This window comes from Agromyces sp. Y782 (assembly GCF_059445405.1).
The window spans coordinates 1,475,317-1,492,995 of the sequence record NZ_JCAIUG010000001.1; the positions used below are offsets into that span (position 1 = coordinate 1,475,317).

Annotated in this window: 15 protein-coding genes; 6 read left to right on the forward strand and 9 right to left on the reverse strand. The window is 70.1% G+C overall.

From position 1 onward, the window contains the following. Positions 1 to 73 precede the first annotated feature (73 nt). Positions 74 to 1,240: an L-rhamnose isomerase gene (gene rhaI / locus AC1C2S_RS06695; protein WP_495351747.1), complete on the forward strand. Its 1,167-nt coding sequence runs from the start codon at positions 74 to 76 to the stop codon at positions 1,238 to 1,240. Positions 1,241 to 1,269: 29 nt separating this feature from the next. Beyond that, positions 1,270 to 2,208, forward strand: a complete 939-nt coding sequence (locus AC1C2S_RS06700; RefSeq protein ID WP_495351748.1) for an alpha/beta hydrolase — start codon at positions 1,270 to 1,272, stop codon at positions 2,206 to 2,208. 48 nt (positions 2,209 to 2,256) lie between these two features. Here AC1C2S_RS06700 and xylB read toward each other — a convergent pair whose 3' ends face one another. The 5 genes from xylB to AC1C2S_RS06725 all read right to left on the reverse strand — a co-directional run bounded on the left by xylB (position 2,257) and on the right by AC1C2S_RS06725 (position 8,514). Next, on the reverse strand, positions 2,257 to 3,672 hold the full coding sequence (gene xylB, locus AC1C2S_RS06705) for a xylulokinase (RefSeq protein ID WP_495351749.1): 1,416 nt from the start codon (positions 3,670 to 3,672) through the stop codon (positions 2,257 to 2,259). A gap of 46 nt (positions 3,673 to 3,718) precedes the next feature. Further along, complete coding sequence (locus AC1C2S_RS06710; RefSeq protein WP_495351750.1) at positions 3,719 to 4,786, reverse strand: substrate-binding domain-containing protein; 1,068 nt, start codon at positions 4,784 to 4,786, stop codon at positions 3,719 to 3,721. 88 nt (positions 4,787 to 4,874) lie between these two features. Continuing rightward, entirely contained in the window at positions 4,875 to 5,888 is a 1,014-nt protein-coding gene (locus tag AC1C2S_RS06715) for an ABC transporter permease (RefSeq protein ID WP_495351751.1), read from the reverse strand. After that, positions 5,885 to 7,474 carry a sugar ABC transporter ATP-binding protein gene (locus AC1C2S_RS06720; RefSeq protein ID WP_495351752.1) on the reverse strand — a complete coding sequence of 530 codons (1,590 nt, stop codon included), beginning with the start codon at positions 7,472 to 7,474 and terminating at the stop codon, positions 5,885 to 5,887. The genes AC1C2S_RS06715 and AC1C2S_RS06720 overlap by 4 nt, the downstream gene beginning before the upstream one ends. Then, positions 7,471 to 8,514 (reverse strand): NAD(P)-dependent alcohol dehydrogenase, encoded by a 1,044-nt coding sequence (locus AC1C2S_RS06725; protein ID WP_495351753.1) that lies wholly within the window; start codon positions 8,512 to 8,514, stop codon positions 7,471 to 7,473. The genes AC1C2S_RS06720 and AC1C2S_RS06725 overlap by 4 nt, the downstream gene beginning before the upstream one ends. Before the next feature lie 157 nt (positions 8,515 to 8,671). Here AC1C2S_RS06725 and AC1C2S_RS06730 point away from each other — a divergent pair, with 157 nt between their 5' ends. Beyond that, complete coding sequence (locus AC1C2S_RS06730) at positions 8,672 to 9,610, forward strand: sugar-binding transcriptional regulator (protein WP_495351754.1); 939 nt, start codon at positions 8,672 to 8,674, stop codon at positions 9,608 to 9,610. On the opposite strand, the gene AC1C2S_RS06735 is transcribed toward AC1C2S_RS06730, so the two are convergent. Both AC1C2S_RS06735 and AC1C2S_RS06740 read right to left on the reverse strand, forming a co-directional pair. Further along, the gene (locus AC1C2S_RS06735) at positions 9,588 to 11,036 is read right to left on the reverse strand and encodes a rhamnulokinase (RefSeq protein ID WP_495351755.1); all 1,449 of its coding nucleotides are present in this window, start codon (positions 11,034 to 11,036) and stop codon (positions 9,588 to 9,590) included. The genes AC1C2S_RS06730 and AC1C2S_RS06735 overlap by 23 nt on opposite strands. 32 nt (positions 11,037 to 11,068) lie before the next feature. Next, complete coding sequence (locus AC1C2S_RS06740) at positions 11,069 to 11,854, reverse strand: SDR family NAD(P)-dependent oxidoreductase (RefSeq protein ID WP_495351756.1); 786 nt, start codon at positions 11,852 to 11,854, stop codon at positions 11,069 to 11,071. 140 nt (positions 11,855 to 11,994) lie between these two features. Between AC1C2S_RS06740 and AC1C2S_RS06745 the strand changes: the two genes are divergently transcribed. The 3 genes from AC1C2S_RS06745 (at position 11,995) to AC1C2S_RS06755 (ending at position 16,405) form a co-directional block, all read left to right on the forward strand. Then, complete coding sequence (locus tag AC1C2S_RS06745; RefSeq protein ID WP_495351757.1) at positions 11,995 to 12,756, forward strand: DeoR/GlpR family DNA-binding transcription regulator; 762 nt, start codon at positions 11,995 to 11,997, stop codon at positions 12,754 to 12,756. 105 nt (positions 12,757 to 12,861) lie between these two features. Next, positions 12,862 to 14,910, forward strand: coding sequence for a bifunctional aldolase/short-chain dehydrogenase (locus tag AC1C2S_RS06750; protein ID WP_495351758.1), 2,049 nt, complete (start codon positions 12,862 to 12,864; stop codon positions 14,908 to 14,910). Between the two features lie 31 nt (positions 14,911 to 14,941). Next, positions 14,942 to 16,405, forward strand: a complete 1,464-nt coding sequence (locus AC1C2S_RS06755) for a rhamnulokinase (protein ID WP_495351759.1) — start codon at positions 14,942 to 14,944, stop codon at positions 16,403 to 16,405. Between the two features lie 73 nt (positions 16,406 to 16,478). On the opposite strand, the gene AC1C2S_RS06760 is transcribed toward AC1C2S_RS06755, so the two are convergent. Both AC1C2S_RS06760 and AC1C2S_RS06765 read right to left on the reverse strand, forming a co-directional pair. Further along, on the reverse strand, positions 16,479 to 16,964 hold the full coding sequence (locus tag AC1C2S_RS06760) for a pyridoxamine 5'-phosphate oxidase family protein (RefSeq protein ID WP_495351760.1): 486 nt from the start codon (positions 16,962 to 16,964) through the stop codon (positions 16,479 to 16,481). Between the two features lie 104 nt (positions 16,965 to 17,068). Next, positions 17,069 to 17,644 carry a hypothetical protein gene (locus AC1C2S_RS06765; RefSeq protein ID WP_495351761.1) on the reverse strand — a complete coding sequence of 192 codons (576 nt, stop codon included), beginning with the start codon at positions 17,642 to 17,644 and terminating at the stop codon, positions 17,069 to 17,071. Positions 17,645 to 17,679 lie beyond the last annotated feature (35 nt).

Consider the following 17,679-nt stretch of genomic DNA (forward strand, 5'->3'; position numbering starts at 1 on the left):
CGACCAGACCGGCGCACCGCCATCGGGCCCCGCGCACCAGACCGACCAACAGACACACCGGAAAGAGCCACTCGTGAGCATCCTCTCAACCGACATCCTCGGCCAGCTCGGCCGGCAGGCCATCGAGCTGCCCTCGTGGGCGTTCGGAAACTCGGGCACCCGCTTCAAGGTGTTCGCGACGCCCGGCACACCCCGCGACCCGTTCGAGAAGATCGCGGATGCCGCGCAGGTGCACAAGTTCACCGCGCTCGCCCCGACCGTGGCGCTGCACATCCCGTGGGACAAGGTCGACGACTACGGCGTGCTGCGCACGTACGCCGAAGACCACGGAGTCAGCCTCGGCACCGTCAACTCGAACACCTTCCAAGACGACGACTACAAGTTCGGCGCCCTCACCCACGAAGATGCCGCCGTGCGCCGCAAGGCGATCGACCACCACCTCGAGTGCATCGACATCATGCACGCGACGGGCTCGCGCGACCTGAAGATCTGGCTCGCCGAGGGTTCGAACTACCCGGGCCAGGCCGACCTGCGCGGCCGCCAAGACCGCCTGCACGACTCGCTCGGCGAGATCTACGCCCGACTCGGCGACGAGCAGCGCCTCGTGCTCGAGTACAAGTTCTTCGAGCCGGCGTTCTACCACACCGACGTTCCCGACTGGGGTACGAGCTACGTGCAGGTCGCCGCTCTCGGCGACAAGGCGATGGTCTGCCTCGACACCGGCCACCACGCGCCGGGCACCAACATCGAGTTCATCGTCATGCAGCTGCTGCGCCTCGGCAAGCTCGGCTCGTTCGACTTCAACTCGCGCTTCTACGCCGACGACGACCTCATCGTCGGCGCGGCCGACCCGTACCAGCTGTTCCGCATCCTCTTCGAGGTCATCCGCGGCGGCGGCTTCAACGACCCCGACGTGGCATTCATGCTCGACCAGTGCCACAACATCGAAGACAAGGTGCCCGGCCAGATCCGCTCCGTGCTGAACGTGCAGGAGATGACCGCCCGCGCCCTGCTCGTCGACACCGAGGCACTCCGCGCGGCGCAACTGTCGGGCGACGTGCTCGAGGCCAACCGCATCTTCATGGACGCCTTCTACACCGACGTGCGGCCCGCCCTCGCCGAGTGGCGCGAGTCGCGCGGCCTGCCCGCCGACCCCATGGCCGCCTTCGCGGCATCCGGCTACCTGCAGCAGATCGCGGCCGACCGCGTCGGCGGCGTGCAGGCCGGCTGGGGCGCCTGAGGGACTCCAGCGAGACGAGGGGTGAGCGGATGTCACGAGTGAACACGCCGTACGCGGCGGCCGACGGTCTCGTACGGGTGTATCCGGCGGGCACGGATGCCGTGTCGGATGCCGCAACGGGCGCACGGGCCCCAGGCGCATTGACGCCGGGGCTCGTCTGGGCGCACGGCGGCGGCTTCGCAGGGGGCGACCTCGACATGCCCGAGGCGCACTGGGTCGCGGGCGCGCTCGCCGACCGCGGCATCACGGTCGTCTCGGTCGACTACCGCCACGCGGGCGGCGGCTTCCGCTACCCCGTGCCGTCCGACGACATCCTGACCGCCTGGCGGTGGACACTCGACCACGTCGACGAGCTCGGCATCGACCCCGCTCGCCTCGCGATCGGCGGCGCGAGCGCCGGCGGCAACCTCGTGACGGGCGCCGTGCTGCGCCTACGCGGGCAAGACCGCGGGCCGAGTAGCGAGCGAAGCGAGCGTATCGAGACCCCCGCACGGGGCGCCGAGACGGATGCCTCTTCGCCGCTGCCGACTCGCCCGCCCGCAGGCATCTTCCTCGCCTACCCGACCCTCCTCGCGTGGCAGCCGGCACCGGATGCCACACTGCGGGCGTTGATCGATGCGAACCCCGCGGCCGCTCACAGCTCCACCTACGTGCACGACATGTACGTGAACTACTTCGGCGGGCCGCTCGACGACGCCCCGCTCGACGTGGCGCCCGGTCGCGCCGCGGCATCCGACCTCGCCGGCTTCCCGCCGGTGCTCATGATCAACAGCGAGATCGACAACCTTCGCGTCTCGGGCGAGGTCTTCGCCGAGACGCTCGTCGAAGCCCGCGTGCCGCTCGAGCTCTTCGCCGAGCCCGGCGCCCTGCACGGTCACCTGAACCGACCCGACGAGCCTGCGGCATCCGCTTCGATCGAGCGCATCGCGGGCTGGTTCGCCCGCGGCTTCATTCCCGACGCCGGCTGAGCGCCGGTTGGCCGCTGCCGCCGCCACCTCAACCACTGCCGCCACCCCTCAGACGCGCGGCGCCCTCGACGCGTACGCCGCCCGAATCGCGGGCAGGTGAGCGGATCCGACCGCTCGCTCATGCCCGACCGGCCAGTCGGGTCGCGCGCCGGTGAGCGCCCACGCGGCCTGCACCGCGGCACCTGCCGCGACGTATTCGGCCGGCGCCGGCACCACGACGGGTACGTCGAACACCTGTGCGGCCACCTCGACCAGCGCGGGATTCTGCGCGGCGCCGCCGATGAGCAGCACCCGCTCGGCCGCCACTCCGCACGCGCGCACCGCGTCGAGGCCGTCGGCGAGGCCACACAACAGGCCCTCCATCGCGGCGCGGGCGAGGTTCTCACGGGTGGTGGAGGCGAGGGTCAGACCGAACAGCGTCGCGGTCGCGTCGGGCAGGTTCGGCGTGCGCTCCCCTTCGAAGTAAGGCTGAAGCACGAGCCCGTTCGATCCCGGCTGGGCCGTCGCCGCGAGCGCCGCGAGACCGTCGTGGTCGACGCCGAGCAGGCGGCTGACGGCGTCGAGCACGCGCGCGGCGTTGAGGGTCGCAACGAGCGGCAGGTGGTGTCCGCTCGCGTCGGCGAAGCCCGCGACGACGCCCGTTGGATCGTGCGTCGGCGTCGCGGACACCGCGAACACCGTGCCGCTCGTGCCGATCGAGACGATCGCGTCTCCGAGGTGCGCATCGAGGCCGAGTGCGGCGCCGGCATTGTCGCCCGCGCCGACGGCGACGATCGCCCCGGTGGATGTCTCGCCCTGGCGCTCGTCCGGTCCGAGCACGCGTGGCAGCACCGGCACCCGGCCGAAGGCGTGCTGCACGAGACCCAGGTCGTACTCCCCCGTGGTCGCCGACCAATAGGCCGTGCCGCTCGCGTCGGAGCGGTCGGTGGCGAGCTCGTGCAGCGCGGGGCCGAGCCGGCTCTCCGTTGCTGGACCGAAGCCGCGGAGCCGCCACGACAACCAGTCGTGCGGGAGCGCGAGTGCCGCCACCCGCTCCGCATTCCCGGGCTCGGCGTCACGCAGCCACCGCAGCTTCGCGGCGGTGAACGAGGCGACGGGCACGACGCCGACGCGGCGCGCCCACTCCTCTGCGCCGAGTTCGGCGACGAGGTCGGCGGCGGCGGCGGCGCTGCGCGTGTCGTTCCAGAGCAGGGCGGGGCGGATGACGCGGCCCCCGGCATCGAGCGCCACGAGCCCGTGCTGCTGTGCAGCGACCGAGAGCGCGGCGACATCCGACATACCGCCGGCGTCGGCGATCGCGGTCTGGAGCGCGTGCCACCAGGCTTCCGGATCGACCTCGGTGCCCGGAGGATGGGGCGCGCGGCCCGTGCGCACGATCGCGCCGGTGGCGAGGTCTCGCACCACCACCTTGCAGCTCTGCGTCGATGAATCGATGCCGGCGACGAGCACGTCGCTCCCTTCCACGCGCGAACGGAGGGAGGAGCCTCGGGGCTCCTCCCTCCGTTCGTCGCTACTTCGTCTGGCCGGTGAGCCCCTCGAAGGCGATGTCGCCCGTGAGGAGGTTTGCGTTCGTCATCTCGGTGAGCTGGTCGAGGAAGGCGGGACGCTCGGTCACGACGTGCTCGATCGCCTCGCCCACATTGTCCTCGGTGATCGCGGGCATCAGGTAGACCGGGTTCTTCTCAACCTTCTCGCCCCGCACGACCGCGGCGGCGTAGGCGACGCCGGCCGAGAGCTCGACCGTGCCGTTCTGCAGCGAGGTGCCGATGAAGTCGCCGTTCTTCACCGCCGTGAGTCCGTCGGCGATGCCGTCGATGCCGACGATCGGCACACCGGTGATGCCGGCCTCCTTGAACGCCTGCAGTGCGCCGAGGCCCATGTCGTCGTTTTGCGCGATGACGCCGTCGATCTGGTCGCCGAACGCGGAGATCCAGTTCTTGACCTTGTTCACGGCCTCGTCGCGCTTCCAGTTGGCGGTGTCCTTGGCGAGCACCGTGACCCCGGGGTTCTCGGCGAGCACGTTGTCGATGCCCTGGCCGCGGTTGATCTCGCCCGAGCCGCCGAGTGGACCCTGCAGGATGATGACGTTGCCCTTGCCACCGAGCGCCTCCATCATCATCCCGGCCTCCTGCTCACCGGCGGCGACGTCGTCGGGCTGCACGCTGCCAGTGAGGTCCTCGCTGTCGAGCGAGGCGTTGACGTCGAAGAAGGGGATGCCGGCGGCCTTCGCCGAGGCGATCTGCGGCTGCAGCGAGTCGGCCTGCACGGGGATGACGACGATCGCGTCGACACCCGCCGTGACGTACTGGTCGACCTGGGTCGCCTGCGTGTTGACGTCGAGGCTCGCCGAGTTCCAGAGGATCTCGATGTTGTTGTCCTCGGCGTAGCGGTCGATGCCCTCCTTGCCCTCGGTGACGAAGGACGACATGTCGTAGACGCTCACGCCGATCGTGATGCGCTCCTCGCCGCTGTCGTCGGACTGGTTGGCCGTCGGGTCGCCTGCGCCGCAGCCGGAGAGCAGCAGTGCTGCGGCTGCGGTCGTGGCGACCGACGCGATGACGCGCTTGGTGATCGTCATGTGATTCCTCTTTCTCGGTTCTCGGATGGAAAACGGTGGGTCTGCAGTGGTGGAACGGCGGCGGCGTCTCGGATGAGCTCGAGGCGGATCAGCGGGAGCGGCGACGTGTCGCCCACACGTCGACGCCGACGGCGGCGACGATGAGCACGCCCTTGATGACCTTCTGCCAGTACGACGGAACGGTGAGGATGTCGAGCCCGTTGTTGAGCGTCTGGATGAGCAGGAGCCCGAGCGCGGTGCCCCAGATCGAGCCGCGCCCGCCGAGAAGGCTGGCACCGCCGATGACGACGGCCGCGATGGCGTCGAGCTCGTATCCGGTGCCGAGGTTCGGTGCGCCGAGGGTCACGCGGCTCGCGAGCATGACGCCGGAGATTCCGGCGAGCAGCCCCGAGATCGCGTAGACGCTGTACACGATGCGGCCGACGCCGACACCGGCGATGCGGGCCGCGACGGGGTTGCCGCCGATCGCGTACACCCGCATGCCCCAGGCGGTGCGCCGCATGATGACGGCGAGCCCCACGATGCCGACGATCATGAGGATGACGGGGAGCGTCAGCCCGAGGATCTGGGTGTTGGCGATGCGGTCGAAGTCGGCGGGGAGTCCGGTGATCGGTGCGCCGTTGCCCGCGACGTAGGCGACGCCGGAGGCGAGAGTCAGCATGCCGAGCGTCGCGATGAACGGCGGCACCTTCATCACCGACACCACGAAGCCGTTGATCGAGCCGGCGATCAAGCCGACGATCATGCCGGCCACGACGGCGAGCCAGATCTGGTCGGGGAACGCCTTCGCCGTCAGGGCGCCGAACACCGCGGCCGCCGCGATGACGCTGCCGACCGAGAGGTCGATGCCTCCCGTCAGGATCACCAGGGTCTGCCCGAGCGCGATGAGCGCGAACGGTGCGGCGGCGACGAGGATCGTGGTGAGGTTCTCGACCGTGCCGAAGCGGGCGCTTCGATAGAGGAAGAACGCGATGATGAGCACCAGCACGATGACCATCGCGTAGCGGATGGCGACGTCGCCGAACCAGGCCGCGCTGAAACGGCGGACGGCGGTATCGGCCGCACGCTTCGCGGTGGCCGGTGCGGTCTTCAGGTCGGTCATGCGTTGCTGTCCTTCGGCTGTGAGGGAATCGAGTCCGGCGCGCTCTCGGCGAGGCCGCTCGCAAGGCGGAAGATGCGGTCCTGGACGGTGGGCTCGGCGAGCTCGGCGCGGCTCAGTTCGCCGACGATCGAGCCGTCTCGCAGCACGAGCGCCCGGTGCGAGAGGCTGAGGATCTCGGGCATGTCGCTCGAGGCCATGACGACGGCCATGCCCGAGGCTGCGAGTCGCGTGATGATGCGATAGATCTCGCTCCGCGCGCCGACATCGACGCCGCGGGTCGGCTCGTCGAGCAGGAGCACATCGACGTGCTCGGTGAGCCATCGGGCGAGCACGACCTTCTGCTGGTTGCCGCCCGAGAGCGTCTCCATCGTCTGGTCGAGTCCGCGACTGCGGAGCTGCACGGACTCCATGGCCGTCGAGACCGCTTCGACCCGGCTCTTGCCCTTGAGCCACCCGGCGACGCTGAACCCGCCGAGCCGGGGCAGCGTGCCGTTGGCCAGGATGTCCATCGAGAGCACCGCGCCGGCGCCCTTGCGATCTTCAGGCACGAGCGCCATCCCGGCGGTGATCGAGGCTTCGGGCCGGCCGCGCTTGATCGCCTTCCCGGCGACGCGGATGTCACCGGACGTCGACGGACGGATGCCGAAGATCGCCTCGATCAGTTCGGTGCGGCCCGCGCCGACGAGCCCCGCCAACCCGACGATCTCGCCGCGCCGCACCTGAAGGTCGGCAGGCACATGGGCGGGCGCGTAGCTGAGGCCCGTGACGCTGAGCACGGTCTCGGTGCCGGGAGGCCGGCGCTCGGGGAAGAGGTCCTCGAGCTCCCGGCCGATCATCGCCGTGACGATGTCGTCGTCGGTGAGCGCCGAGAGCGGCGAGTCGACGACGAGATTGCCGTCGCGGAGGACGACGACCCGGTCGGCCGCATTCCGGATCTCCTCCATCTTGTGCGTCGTGAAGAGGATGGCGACTCCGCGATCGCGGAGCACGCGCATCGAGTCGAGCAGCCGCGCGACCTCGCGCTCGGCGATCGCGCTCGTGGGCTCGTCGAGCAGCAGCACCCGGGCGCCCGTGCTGGTGGCCTTGACGATCTCGACGATCTGGCGGATCCCGACCGGGAGGGAACCCATGCGCACGCTCGGGTCGACGTCGACGCCGAACTCGGCGAGCAGTTCGGCGGACTCGCGGATCATCCGTCGCCGGTCGAGGAGACCGATGGCGTTTCGGCGTTCGCGCCCGATGAAGATGTTCTCGTAGATGGCCGTCTCGAGAATCGAGGCGAGCTCCTGCGGGACGATCGCGACGCCGTGCTGGTGCGCCGCTTTCGGCGAGCCGGCCGGCAGCTCGGTGCCGCGTACGAGCACTCGCCCCTCGTCGGGCCGGTATTGGCCGGACGCGATCTTCATGAGCGTGGACTTGCCGGCGCCGTTCTCGCCGGCGAGGGCGGTGATGGTGCCGGGTGCGAGCGCGAGGGTGACGCCCTTGAGCACTGGGACGCCGCCGAAGGACTTCCGCAGGTCGACGCACTCGAGCATCGCCGGAAGCTCGTTCGGCGCCGGCCGACTCGTCAGGGTGGCATCCGTCACCGAGCGCCTCCGGTGCTGCCCGGCCGGATGATGCTCTTCAGCGTCGCCGGGTCGGCCGAGGCCTCGAGTGCCTCTCGCACCTCGTCGAGACCGAAGTGGCCGGTGACGAGCGCGTCGAGGTCGACCCGGCCGTCGGCGACGAGCGCGATCGCGATCGGCCAGGTGTTGGCGTAGCGGAAGACACCTGTGACGTGGAGCTCGCGATTCTGGATGACGGACACGGGGAGGGCCACTTCGTCGGCGCCCATGCCGACGAGCACCGCGACGCCGGCGGGCCGGAGCGCGCGGACGCCGCCCTTCACGGCCACCGGCGCACCCGACGCGTCGATGAAGGCGTCGAATCCCTCGCCGAGGCCTTCGACGGCGGGGTCGATGACCCGGGTGGCGCCGTAGCGGAGCGCGACATCGCGACGCGCGCGCATCGGGTCGCTCACGACGATCTCGCTCGCACCGAAGGCCCGGGCGGTCTGGGCGGTCACGATGCCGATCGGCCCGGCGCCCGTGATGAGCACCCGGCTTCCCGGCCCGATGCCGGCCTTCTGTGCCGACCACACGCCGACGGAGAGCGGTTCCATGAGCGCCGCGGCTTCGAAGGAGACCGAATCCGGCACCGGGTGCGCGAAGTCGTCCTGGATGAGCACGTACTCGGCGAATGCGCCGTCGATCGGCGGCGTCGCATAGAACTGGATGTCGGGGCAGAGGTTGTACTGGCCGGCCTTGCAGCGTTCGCAGCGACGGCACGGTCGCTGCGGTTCGATCGACACGCGTTCGCCGATACGGCCGGCTTCGACGCCTGCGCCCGTTGCGACGATGACTCCGGATGCCTCGTGGCCGAGCACGAGGGGCGCCTCGACGACGAAGTCGCCGATGCGTCCTTCATGGAAGTAGTGCACGTCGGATCCGCAGACGCCCACGGCTTCGACGCGGATGAGCACCTCGCCGGCGTCGGGGTTCGGCACGGTGCGGACCTCGAGGGTCAGCTCACGCGCCCTGACCAGCACGCTTGCGCGCATCATCGTCGGCAGGTCCTGGTGCATCATCGGCTCCCCTCCGCGGCACGAACCGCGGCGATCTTGTGAGGTCTCTTCCGGGACGATAGATCACCGATCACGGATGAGACAAATGCGCGCTCATATGAGCGTGTGGGCGCCGGTATGCTGACGGAGCACGCGCCGTGCAGACGAGAGCGGAGAGACCATGGGACCGGACGAGCTCGTACGGATCGCGCACGTCGCCCGTCGCCACTACCTCGACGGATTGAACAAGATCGAGATCGCTGAAGAGCTCGACATCTCGCGCTTCAAGGTCGCCCGCATGCTCGAAGACGCCATGGGACACGGGATCGTGAAGATCACGATCGACGCGCCCGATTCGCTCGACCTCGAGCTCTCCATCGAGCTGCGCACGCGATTCGGCCTCTCGCGCGCACTCGCCGTGATCACCCCCGGCGCCGCACCCGAGCTCGTGCAAGACCGGCTGGGCCGCGCCACCGCCGAGCTCCTGGTCGAGATCGTCGAAGAAGGCGACGTGCTCGGGCTCACGGCAGGACGCACGCTCACGGCGATGGCCGGCCACCTCACCCGCATCGCCACGTGCGAGGTCGTGCAACTCGCGGGCGTCGCCGCGCCCACGCCCGAGAACGGCGTCGAGGTGATCCGCCGCGTCAGCCGCGCATCCGGGGGTCGCTCGCGCGCCATCTTCGCCCCGCTGCTCGTCGATGCCGCGTCGACGGCGTCCGCCCTCCGGCGGGAGCCCGGCATCCTCGAGACCTTCCGCCGCTTCGACTCGGTCACCAAGGCCGTGGTCGCGATCGGCAGCTGGAGCCCGCCCGACTCTCAGCTCTACGAGAGTGCCGAACGCGTCGGCATCCTCGACGAGCTGCTGGCCGCGGGCGTGCAGGCCGAAGTGTGCTCGACGCTCATCGGCGCCGACGGCACCACGATCGACCTCATCGCAGATCGCTCGCTGGCCATCTCCACGCACCAGTTGCGCGCCATACCCGAGGTGATCGCCGTCGCCGGCGGTTCGCTCAAGACCGCGGCCGTGGCCGCGGCGCTGCGCTCGGGGATGATCACGTCGCTCGTCACCGATGCCGCGCTCGCCCGGCGCCTGCTCACCGACGAGTCGGCCGCGTAGGCTCGAAGCGACGCGTTTCCACCGAGCGCGCCACGATCGCCCGGAGCTCCGGGAGACCGCCCGTGAACACACCGGCCGCCCGTGCCTGCACGAGCAGGTTGCCGATCGCGGTGGCCTCCACCGGGCCAGCGACCACGGGCAGTCCGCTCGTCCGCGCGATGGTTCGGCACAACAGCTCCGACTGAGATCCACCGCCGACCACGTGGATCACGCGCGGTCTGACCCCGGCGAGGCCGGCGGCCGCGGCGACCTGCTCCGCGGCGAACACCGCGAGGCTCTCGATCACGAGCCGCACGGTGTGCGCACGTGACGGCGGCCTCGGCAGGCCCGCACGCTCCGCGGCATCCGCGATCCGCCCCGGCATCCGGCCCGGTCGCAGCAGCAGCGGGTCGCTCGTGTCGATCGTGCCGGGGATCGGAAGCCGGTCGGCCTCCTCGAACAGCGCAGTGCGCCTCGGTGCCGCCCCATCCTCGCCGAGGCCCCACTCCCGGAAGCACTCGTTGAGCAGCCAGAAGCCCGCGGTGATCCGCAGAAAACGCACGGTGGAGTCGAGGCCCAGCTCGTTCGTGAAGCCGGCGGCGCGTGCCGCCTTGCTGGTCACGGGGCGGTCGAGCTCCAGCCCGGTGAGCATCCAGGTACCGCACGAGACGTAGGCGAACTCTGCATCTCGCGCCGGAACGGCCGCCACCGCCGAGGCGGTGTCGTGCGAGGGCGCCGTCACGATGAGCGTCGATTCGCCGCGCCCACCGTACGCGCGGTCGAGTTCGCCGATGACCATGCCCGCGCCCACGACCTCGGGGAAGATCTGCGGCGGGAGACCGAGCGCTGCGATGCGCTCCACATCCCAGCCCGAGCCGAGCGGCAGCGCGAGCCCGGTGCACGACACATTGGTCGCCTCTGCGACTTCGGCGCCGCCGAGCCAGTTCGCGATGAGATCGGGGATGAACAAGAGCCGGCGCGCGCTCTCGAGCCGGCCGGCCGCACGATCCGCCGCCAGCTGGTAGAGCGTCATGAAGGGCAGCGCGGTGACGCCGGTCTCGGCGAAGGACGCCTCGGGCGGCAGCGCCGAATGCACCGGCTCGACCTGCGCGAGCGTGCGCGGGTCGCGCTGATGGAACGGTGCGTCGATCAGTCCCCCGGCACCGACCAGACCGTAGTCTCCCGACCACGCGTCGACGGCGACACTGTGCAACGGTCGGGTGCCACGCGCCGAGCGCAGCGCAGCGGTGGAGTCGCGGAACAGACGCTCGACGTCCCAGCGCAGGCCGAATTCGTCGCTGAACGAATGACTCCTGAAGCGATGGATCCCATCGATGAGGAGACGGTCGGGCGTGACGCTCGCGGTGGCGACGCGCCCGCTCGATCCACCCAAGTCGATGGCCGCCGCGCGGAAGACGCCGTCACCGGCGCCGACACGATGTGGCATGGGATCAACCCTAGGTCCCCGGCGACGACCACCTACACGATCGTGTAGCCGCCGTCGATGACGATGCTCTGCCCCACGACGTACGCCGACTGCTCGCTCGCGAGGTAGACGAGCAGCGGGCCGAGTTCATGCGGCTCGCCCATGCGAGCCGCGGGGATCCTGCCGACCCATTCCTCGGCCATCCGCGGATTCTCGGCCACGAAGTCGCGGGTCATGTCGCTCGCGAAGTAGCCCGGCGCGAGCGCGTTGACGCGGATGCCGAGCGGCAGCCATTCGATCGCGAGGCTCTTGGTGAGCATCGAGACGGCCGCCTTCGACGTGTTGTAGGCCGCCTGCGTCTGCGGCACGTTGACGGCGAACGCCGACATCGACGACACGTTGACGATGCTCGCCGGACCGGCACCGCCGCCGGCGACGTGCCGTCGGGCGAATGCCTGCGAGGCGGCGAACGTGCCGGTGACGTTGACGGCGAAGAGTCGCTCCCAGTCGGCGATGGGGGTGTCGATCGCGGGGTCGCCGAGGGTGATGCCTGCGCTGTTCACGAGCACGGATGCAGTGCCGAGCGCCTCGCCGACCGTGTCGAATGCGCGACCGAGGGATGCCTCGGAGGTCACGTCGACGCTCACGCCGACGGTGCGGCGACCAGTGCCGTCGGCGAGACGTTCGGCAGACACGGCCACATTGTCGAGTCGGTCGAGCAGGGCGATGTCTGCGCCCGCACCGGCGAGCGCCTCGGCCATCGCGTATCCGAGGCCGCGTGCCCCGCCGGTGACGACGGCGATCCGGCCGTCGAGCGGGAGTGTGGAGGTTCCGAGCATGGAGCAGAGCATAGCGACTGCGCTCAGACGTTACGAACGAGCGCTCAATTGAGCGATCCGCGCGAGAGCGAGGTCGAGAAGGATGGCGCCCCCGTCGTGCGAGGTTGTGCGAAGCTGTGCGATCCACCAAGCTTTCTCACATGACCACGACGAGCTCCCTCGACGGTGAACGACGTCGCACGGCACTGGCCGCGCTCCTCGACCGTGACGGCGCCATCCGGCTGGAGGCGGCCGCCGCCGAATTGGACGTGTCGGCGATGACGATTCGCCGCGACCTCGTCGACATGGAGGCGTCGGGCCTGCTGCGGCGCGTCCGAGGCGGGGCGCTCCCCCCACTCGGCCCGCGCTCCTTCAGCGACCGCAGCTCGACTCGGGGCAGGGCGAAGGCGATGATCGCCGAGAAGGCGATCCGTCTCGTGCCGCCCGGCGGCGCGATCGCGCTCGACGCATCGTCGACCGTCGGACGACTCGGCGCCCGCGTCGGCACCCACGACGGCCTCCTCGTTGCGACGAACTCGTGGGACAACTTCGCGGCGGTCCGCCAGGGCGGCGCGGCCAAGCCCGTGCTCGTGGGCGGCGAGCCCGACGAGCTCACCGACAGCTTCGTCGGCGCCATCGCCTGCCGCGCGGCATCCTCGATGCTGTACCGGCGCTTCTTCACCTCGGCGAGCGCCGTCGATGCGGTACACGGCTCTTCCGAAGTCTCGCTCTCAGAGGCGCAGATCAAGCACGAGTTCGCGCGCGCCGCGAGCGAGACCGTGCTGTGCGTCGACTCGACGAAGCTCGGCCAGCAGGATGTCGCGCTGTGCTTCCCGCTCGACGCGATCGGCCTGCTCGTGACCGAACTCGACCCCGATCATGAACTACTCGAGCCGTACCGAGGGCTCGTCGAGATCCTCTGAGACGGGCGGCCGAGCCGGAGGCCGCGCAAACGCCACTCTTGGCCCGAACGTTGCATGTTGTGATAATTTTCAAGAAGTCACAACCGCTTGATCGAGGGAGCTCCAATGTCCGCAGCAGTCGCCAACCCCGCCGCGAGTGAGCTCATCGCCCGTTCGAACCGCCTCGGCGCCGACCCGAAGAACACGAACTACGCGGGCGGCAACACGAGCGCGAAGGGCGTCGCCGTCGACCCCGTCACCGGTGAAGACGTCGAACTGCTGTGGGTCAAGGGCTCCGGCGGCGACCTCGGCACGCTCACCGAGCGCGGCCTCGCGGTGCTTCGACTCGACCGCGTCCGCGCCCTCCAGAACGTGTACCCCGGCGTCGATCGCGAAGACGAGATGGTCGACGCGTTCGCCTACACGCTGCACGGCAGCGGCGGCGCAGCCCCCTCCATCGACACCCCCATGCACGGCCTGGTCGACGCGGCCCACGTGGACCACCTGCACCCCGACTCGGGCATCGCGATCGCCACCTCGGCCGATGGTGAAGAGCTCACCCGCACCATCTTCGGCGACAAGGTGATCTGGGTGCCGTGGCGCCGCCCCGGCTTCCAGCTCGGTCTCGATATCGCCGCCATCCGCCGCGAACACCCCGACGCCATCGGCTGCATCCTCGGCGGCCACGGCATCACGGCGTGGGGCGACACGAGCGACGAGGTCGAACAGCGCTCGCTGTGGATCATCGACACCGCCGCCGACTACATCGCGGAGCACTCGAAGCCCGAGCCGTTCGGCCCGGTGCTGCCCGGCTATGAAGCACTGTCCGAGTCCGAGCGCCGTGCGAAGGCAGCCGCCTTGGCACCCACGATCCGCGGCCTCGTCTCGACCGATGCCCCCCAGGTCGGCCACTTCAGCGACGACGAGCGCGTGCTCGACTTCCTCGCCCGCACCGAGCACCCCCGCCTGACCGCGCTCGGCACGAGTTGCCCCGACCACTTCCTGCGCACCAAGGTGAAGCCGATGGTGCTCGACCTGCCCGCCGATGCCTCCGTCGAGGACTCGCTCACGCGCCTCACCGAGCTCCACGAGCAGTACCGCGACGACTACTCCGCGTACTACGAGCGGCATGCGGATGCCTCGAGCCCCGCGATCCGCGGCGCCGACCCGCTCATCGTGCTGGTGCCGGGTGTCGGCATGTTCAGCTACGGCAAAGACAAGCAGACCGCCCGCGTCGCCGGCGAGTTCTACCTCAACGCCGTGAACGTGATGCGCGGCGCCGAAGGGCTGTCGAGCTACGAGCCCATCGAGGAGTCCGAGAAGTTCCGCATCGAGTACTGGGCGCTCGAAGAGGCGAAGCTCCAGCGGATGCCGAAGCCGAAGCCGCTCGCGACCCGCATCGCCCTCGTCACCGGCGCCGCCTCCGGCATCGGCAAGGCGATCGCCACTCGCCTCGCGGCTGAGGGCGCGAGCGTCGTCATCGCCGATCTCGACCTGGCGAAGTCGCAGGCCGCTGCTGCCGAGCTCGGCGGCACCGACGTCGCCGTCGGGATCGCCGCTGACGTCTCCGACGAGCGTGCCGTCCAGGCGGCCGTCGACGCAGCGGTGCTCGCGTTCGGCGGTCTCGACCTCATCGTGAACAACGCGGGACTCTCGCTCTCGAAGTCGTTGCTCGAGACGACGGTCGCCGACTGGGATCTGCAGCACAACGTGATGGCCAAGGGTTCCTTCCTCGTCTCGCGTACGGCTGCGAGGGTGCTCATCGACCAGAAGCTCGGCGGCGACATCGTCTACATCTCCTCGAAGAACTCCGTTTTCGCCGGGCCGAACAACATCGCGTACTCGGCGACGAAGGCCGACCAGGCGCACCAGGTGCGCCTGCTCGCCGCCGAGCTCGGCGAGTACGGCGTGAAGGTCAACGGCATCAACCCCGACGGCGTCGTGCGGGGCTCGGGGATCTTCGCGAGCGGGTGGGGCGCCAACCGCGCCAAGACCTACGGGATCCCCGAGGAAGACCTCGGAGCCTTCTACGCACAGCGCACGATCCTGAAGCGCGAGGTCGTGCCCGAGAACGTCGCGAACGCGGTCTACGCCCTCTGCACGAGCGACTTCTCGCACACGACGGGGCTGCACGTTCCCGTCGACGCGGGCGTCGCCGCGGCGTTCCTGCGATGATCGAGACGCACCCCACCGAAGGCGAGGACTCGTGAGCACAGGCTCGGTTGCGGCGGTCGATCTCGGAGCGACGAGCGGGCGCGTGATCCTCGGCCACGTCGACCAGCGCGCCGGCCGACTCGAACTCGACCACGTCGCGCGGTTCCCGAACGGTCCCGTGCACCTCGCCTCGGGGTTGCACTGGGATCTCGCCGGCCTCTACCGCGACCTCACCGGCGGCCTCGCCGAGGCGTTCCGCCGCGACCCGGCCGTCGCGTCGATCGGCGTCGACTCGTGGGCCGTCGACTACGCGCTGCTGCGCGGCAACCGCATGCTCGGCGAGCCGTTCCACTACCGCGACGAGCGGAACGACCACGGCGTGGAAGCGGTGCACCGCATCGTGCCGTTCGACGAGCTCTATCGCCGCAACGGGCTGCAGTTCCTGCCGTTCAACACGCTCTACCAGCTCGCCGCCGAGCAGCTCGCTGAGCGCGACGGCAGCGACGGTGGCTCCAAGAGCTGGCTCGGCTTCGCCGACTCGCTCCTCCTCGTGCCCGACCTGATCGGGTTCCAACTCACCGGTGCGCGGCTCGCCGAACGCACGAACGCGTCGACGACGGGCCTCGTCGGCATCGAGTCGGGCGAGTGGGACGACGAGCTCATCGAGCGACTCGGGCTCCCGGCATCCGTCTTCGCCCCCCTCATCAGTCCCGGCGAATCGTTCGGCCCGCTGCGCTCGGCTGTCGCCGCCGAGCTCGGCATCGGCTCGCGGCATCCGCTCGAGGTCGTCGCCGTCGGCTCGCACGACACGGCCTCGGCGGTCGTCGCCGTACCGATGCGCGCCGAGTCGGCCGCCTACATCTCGTGCGGCACCTGGGGGCTCGTCGGCGTCGAGCTCGAGCGTCCGGTGCTGACGGATGCCGCGCGCGAGGCGAACTTCACGAATGAGGGCGGCGTCGACGGCCGCGTGCGGTTCCTGCACAACGTCATGGGCCTCTGGCTCCTGTCGGAGTCGGTGCGGTGGTGGGAGCGGGACGGCGAACGGATCGACCTGCCCGAGCTACTGGCGGCCGCGGCATCCGTCACCGAGCCCGTTGCCGTGTTCGACGTCGACGACCCGCGATTCCTGGCACCCGGCGACCTGCCCGGCCGCATCGCCGAGTGGTGCGTCGAGCAGGGTGTCGCCGCACCGGCGTCGCGCGCGGAGTTCGCCCGTTCGATCGTCGAGAGCCTCGCCGAGGCGTTCGCCCTGGCCGTGCGCGACGCCTCGATCCTCTCGGGCGTCGATGTCGAGACGATCCACGTGGTGGGCGGTGGCGCGCTCAACGAGTTGCTCTGCCAACGCACCGCCGACCGCGCGGGCCTCCCGGTGCTCGCAGGCCCCGTCGAGGCGACCGCGATCGGCAACGTGCTCGTGCAGGCACGGGCGCAGGGCTTCGCGACGGGCGACCTCGAGGCGCTGCGGGCGCTCGTCGCGCAGGTCTTCGCGCCGCGACGCTATACACCCTCGATGTAGAACGACAAGGGCCACTCGGTGGGCTGGATCTGGTCGTGGCTCGCGCTGTCGGCTGGACTCGTCGTGATGATGCTCACCCTCGCGCCGAAGCTGTTCGGCCGCGTGCGAGCTCGGTGTCGCGCATGCCTTGCAGCGAGACGCCCACGCCGTAGGTGACGAAGTCGCCGATCGGGTGGACACCGATCGCGATGATTGCGCCGCGTTCACCGTCGCTCAGCTCGAGGCCGTGGAGGAGCACCTGTTTCGCGTCGCCCGGCATCTCGTCGGCGGGGATGATCTCGGCGACTCCCGCGAATGTGATCGAAGCGGCCGGGATCTTCACCCACGGCACGAACGGGATGCGCTTCGGGATCGGCACCGTCACCGAGACACCGGGGTTGGCCGCGATGTGGCGCGCCTTGAACTCGCGCTCGTTCGTCGTGAACCAGAGCACGCCGTCAGCGACGACGTGCATGACACCCGCAGTGCGCGCCTCGCCCTTCGCCGACACCATGCCGACGACCATGAAGTTCACGCTCTCGATCGCCTTCCAGACGTCGGCGTTCGTGATGTCGACCATGTCATTCTCCTCTCGCTTCACATTGTCGAGCTTCGCAGCGCTCGACGGGCTGCGAGCGCTCATGCGCAGGCGTTCGCGCCGCGACGGTACGAACCCGCGCCGTGTTACGCCTCGTGCGCCACGAGCTCCAGACCGACGACGATCGCGCCCAGCGCCACGAGCGCCAGCAGCGCCAGCAGCTGCGCCCACCACGTCAGCATCGTGCGGTGCACCGCGGCGAGGCCGACGAGGGCCAGCGTGCCGAGGTAGACGATCGTCGAGGTCGTCAACGCCGTCTCGAGGTGGATCCATCCGGGCCAACTGAGCAGCAGCAAGACGATCGGCACGAAGGCCGAGGCGAGGGCCCCACCCGCGACGCGGAGCATCCGTCGGAGCTCCTCGCCGTTCGGGAATGCCCCGTGCGCCGCGCTGTGCGCGATGATGTCGGCGACGAGGCCGGCGACGGTGATGCCGAGCACGCCGACGGCGAGGGAGAACGTCGCGGACTGCGGCGTCGGATCGTGACCGCGCAGCACGAGGACGATCGCGAGACCGGTGAACGTCGCGTAGACCCGCTCCTTCAGTTCATCGGCGAGCACCTCGCGCGACTGACGCCGCCGCCATCCTCGGCGACGATCCCGGCTGTTGCGCGATCGTCCGCCCCGCTCGTCTTCGGTTCCCGAGGATTCTTCGTTCACCATGAGGGCAAAGCTAGCAGGCGGACCCGCCTGCGGCA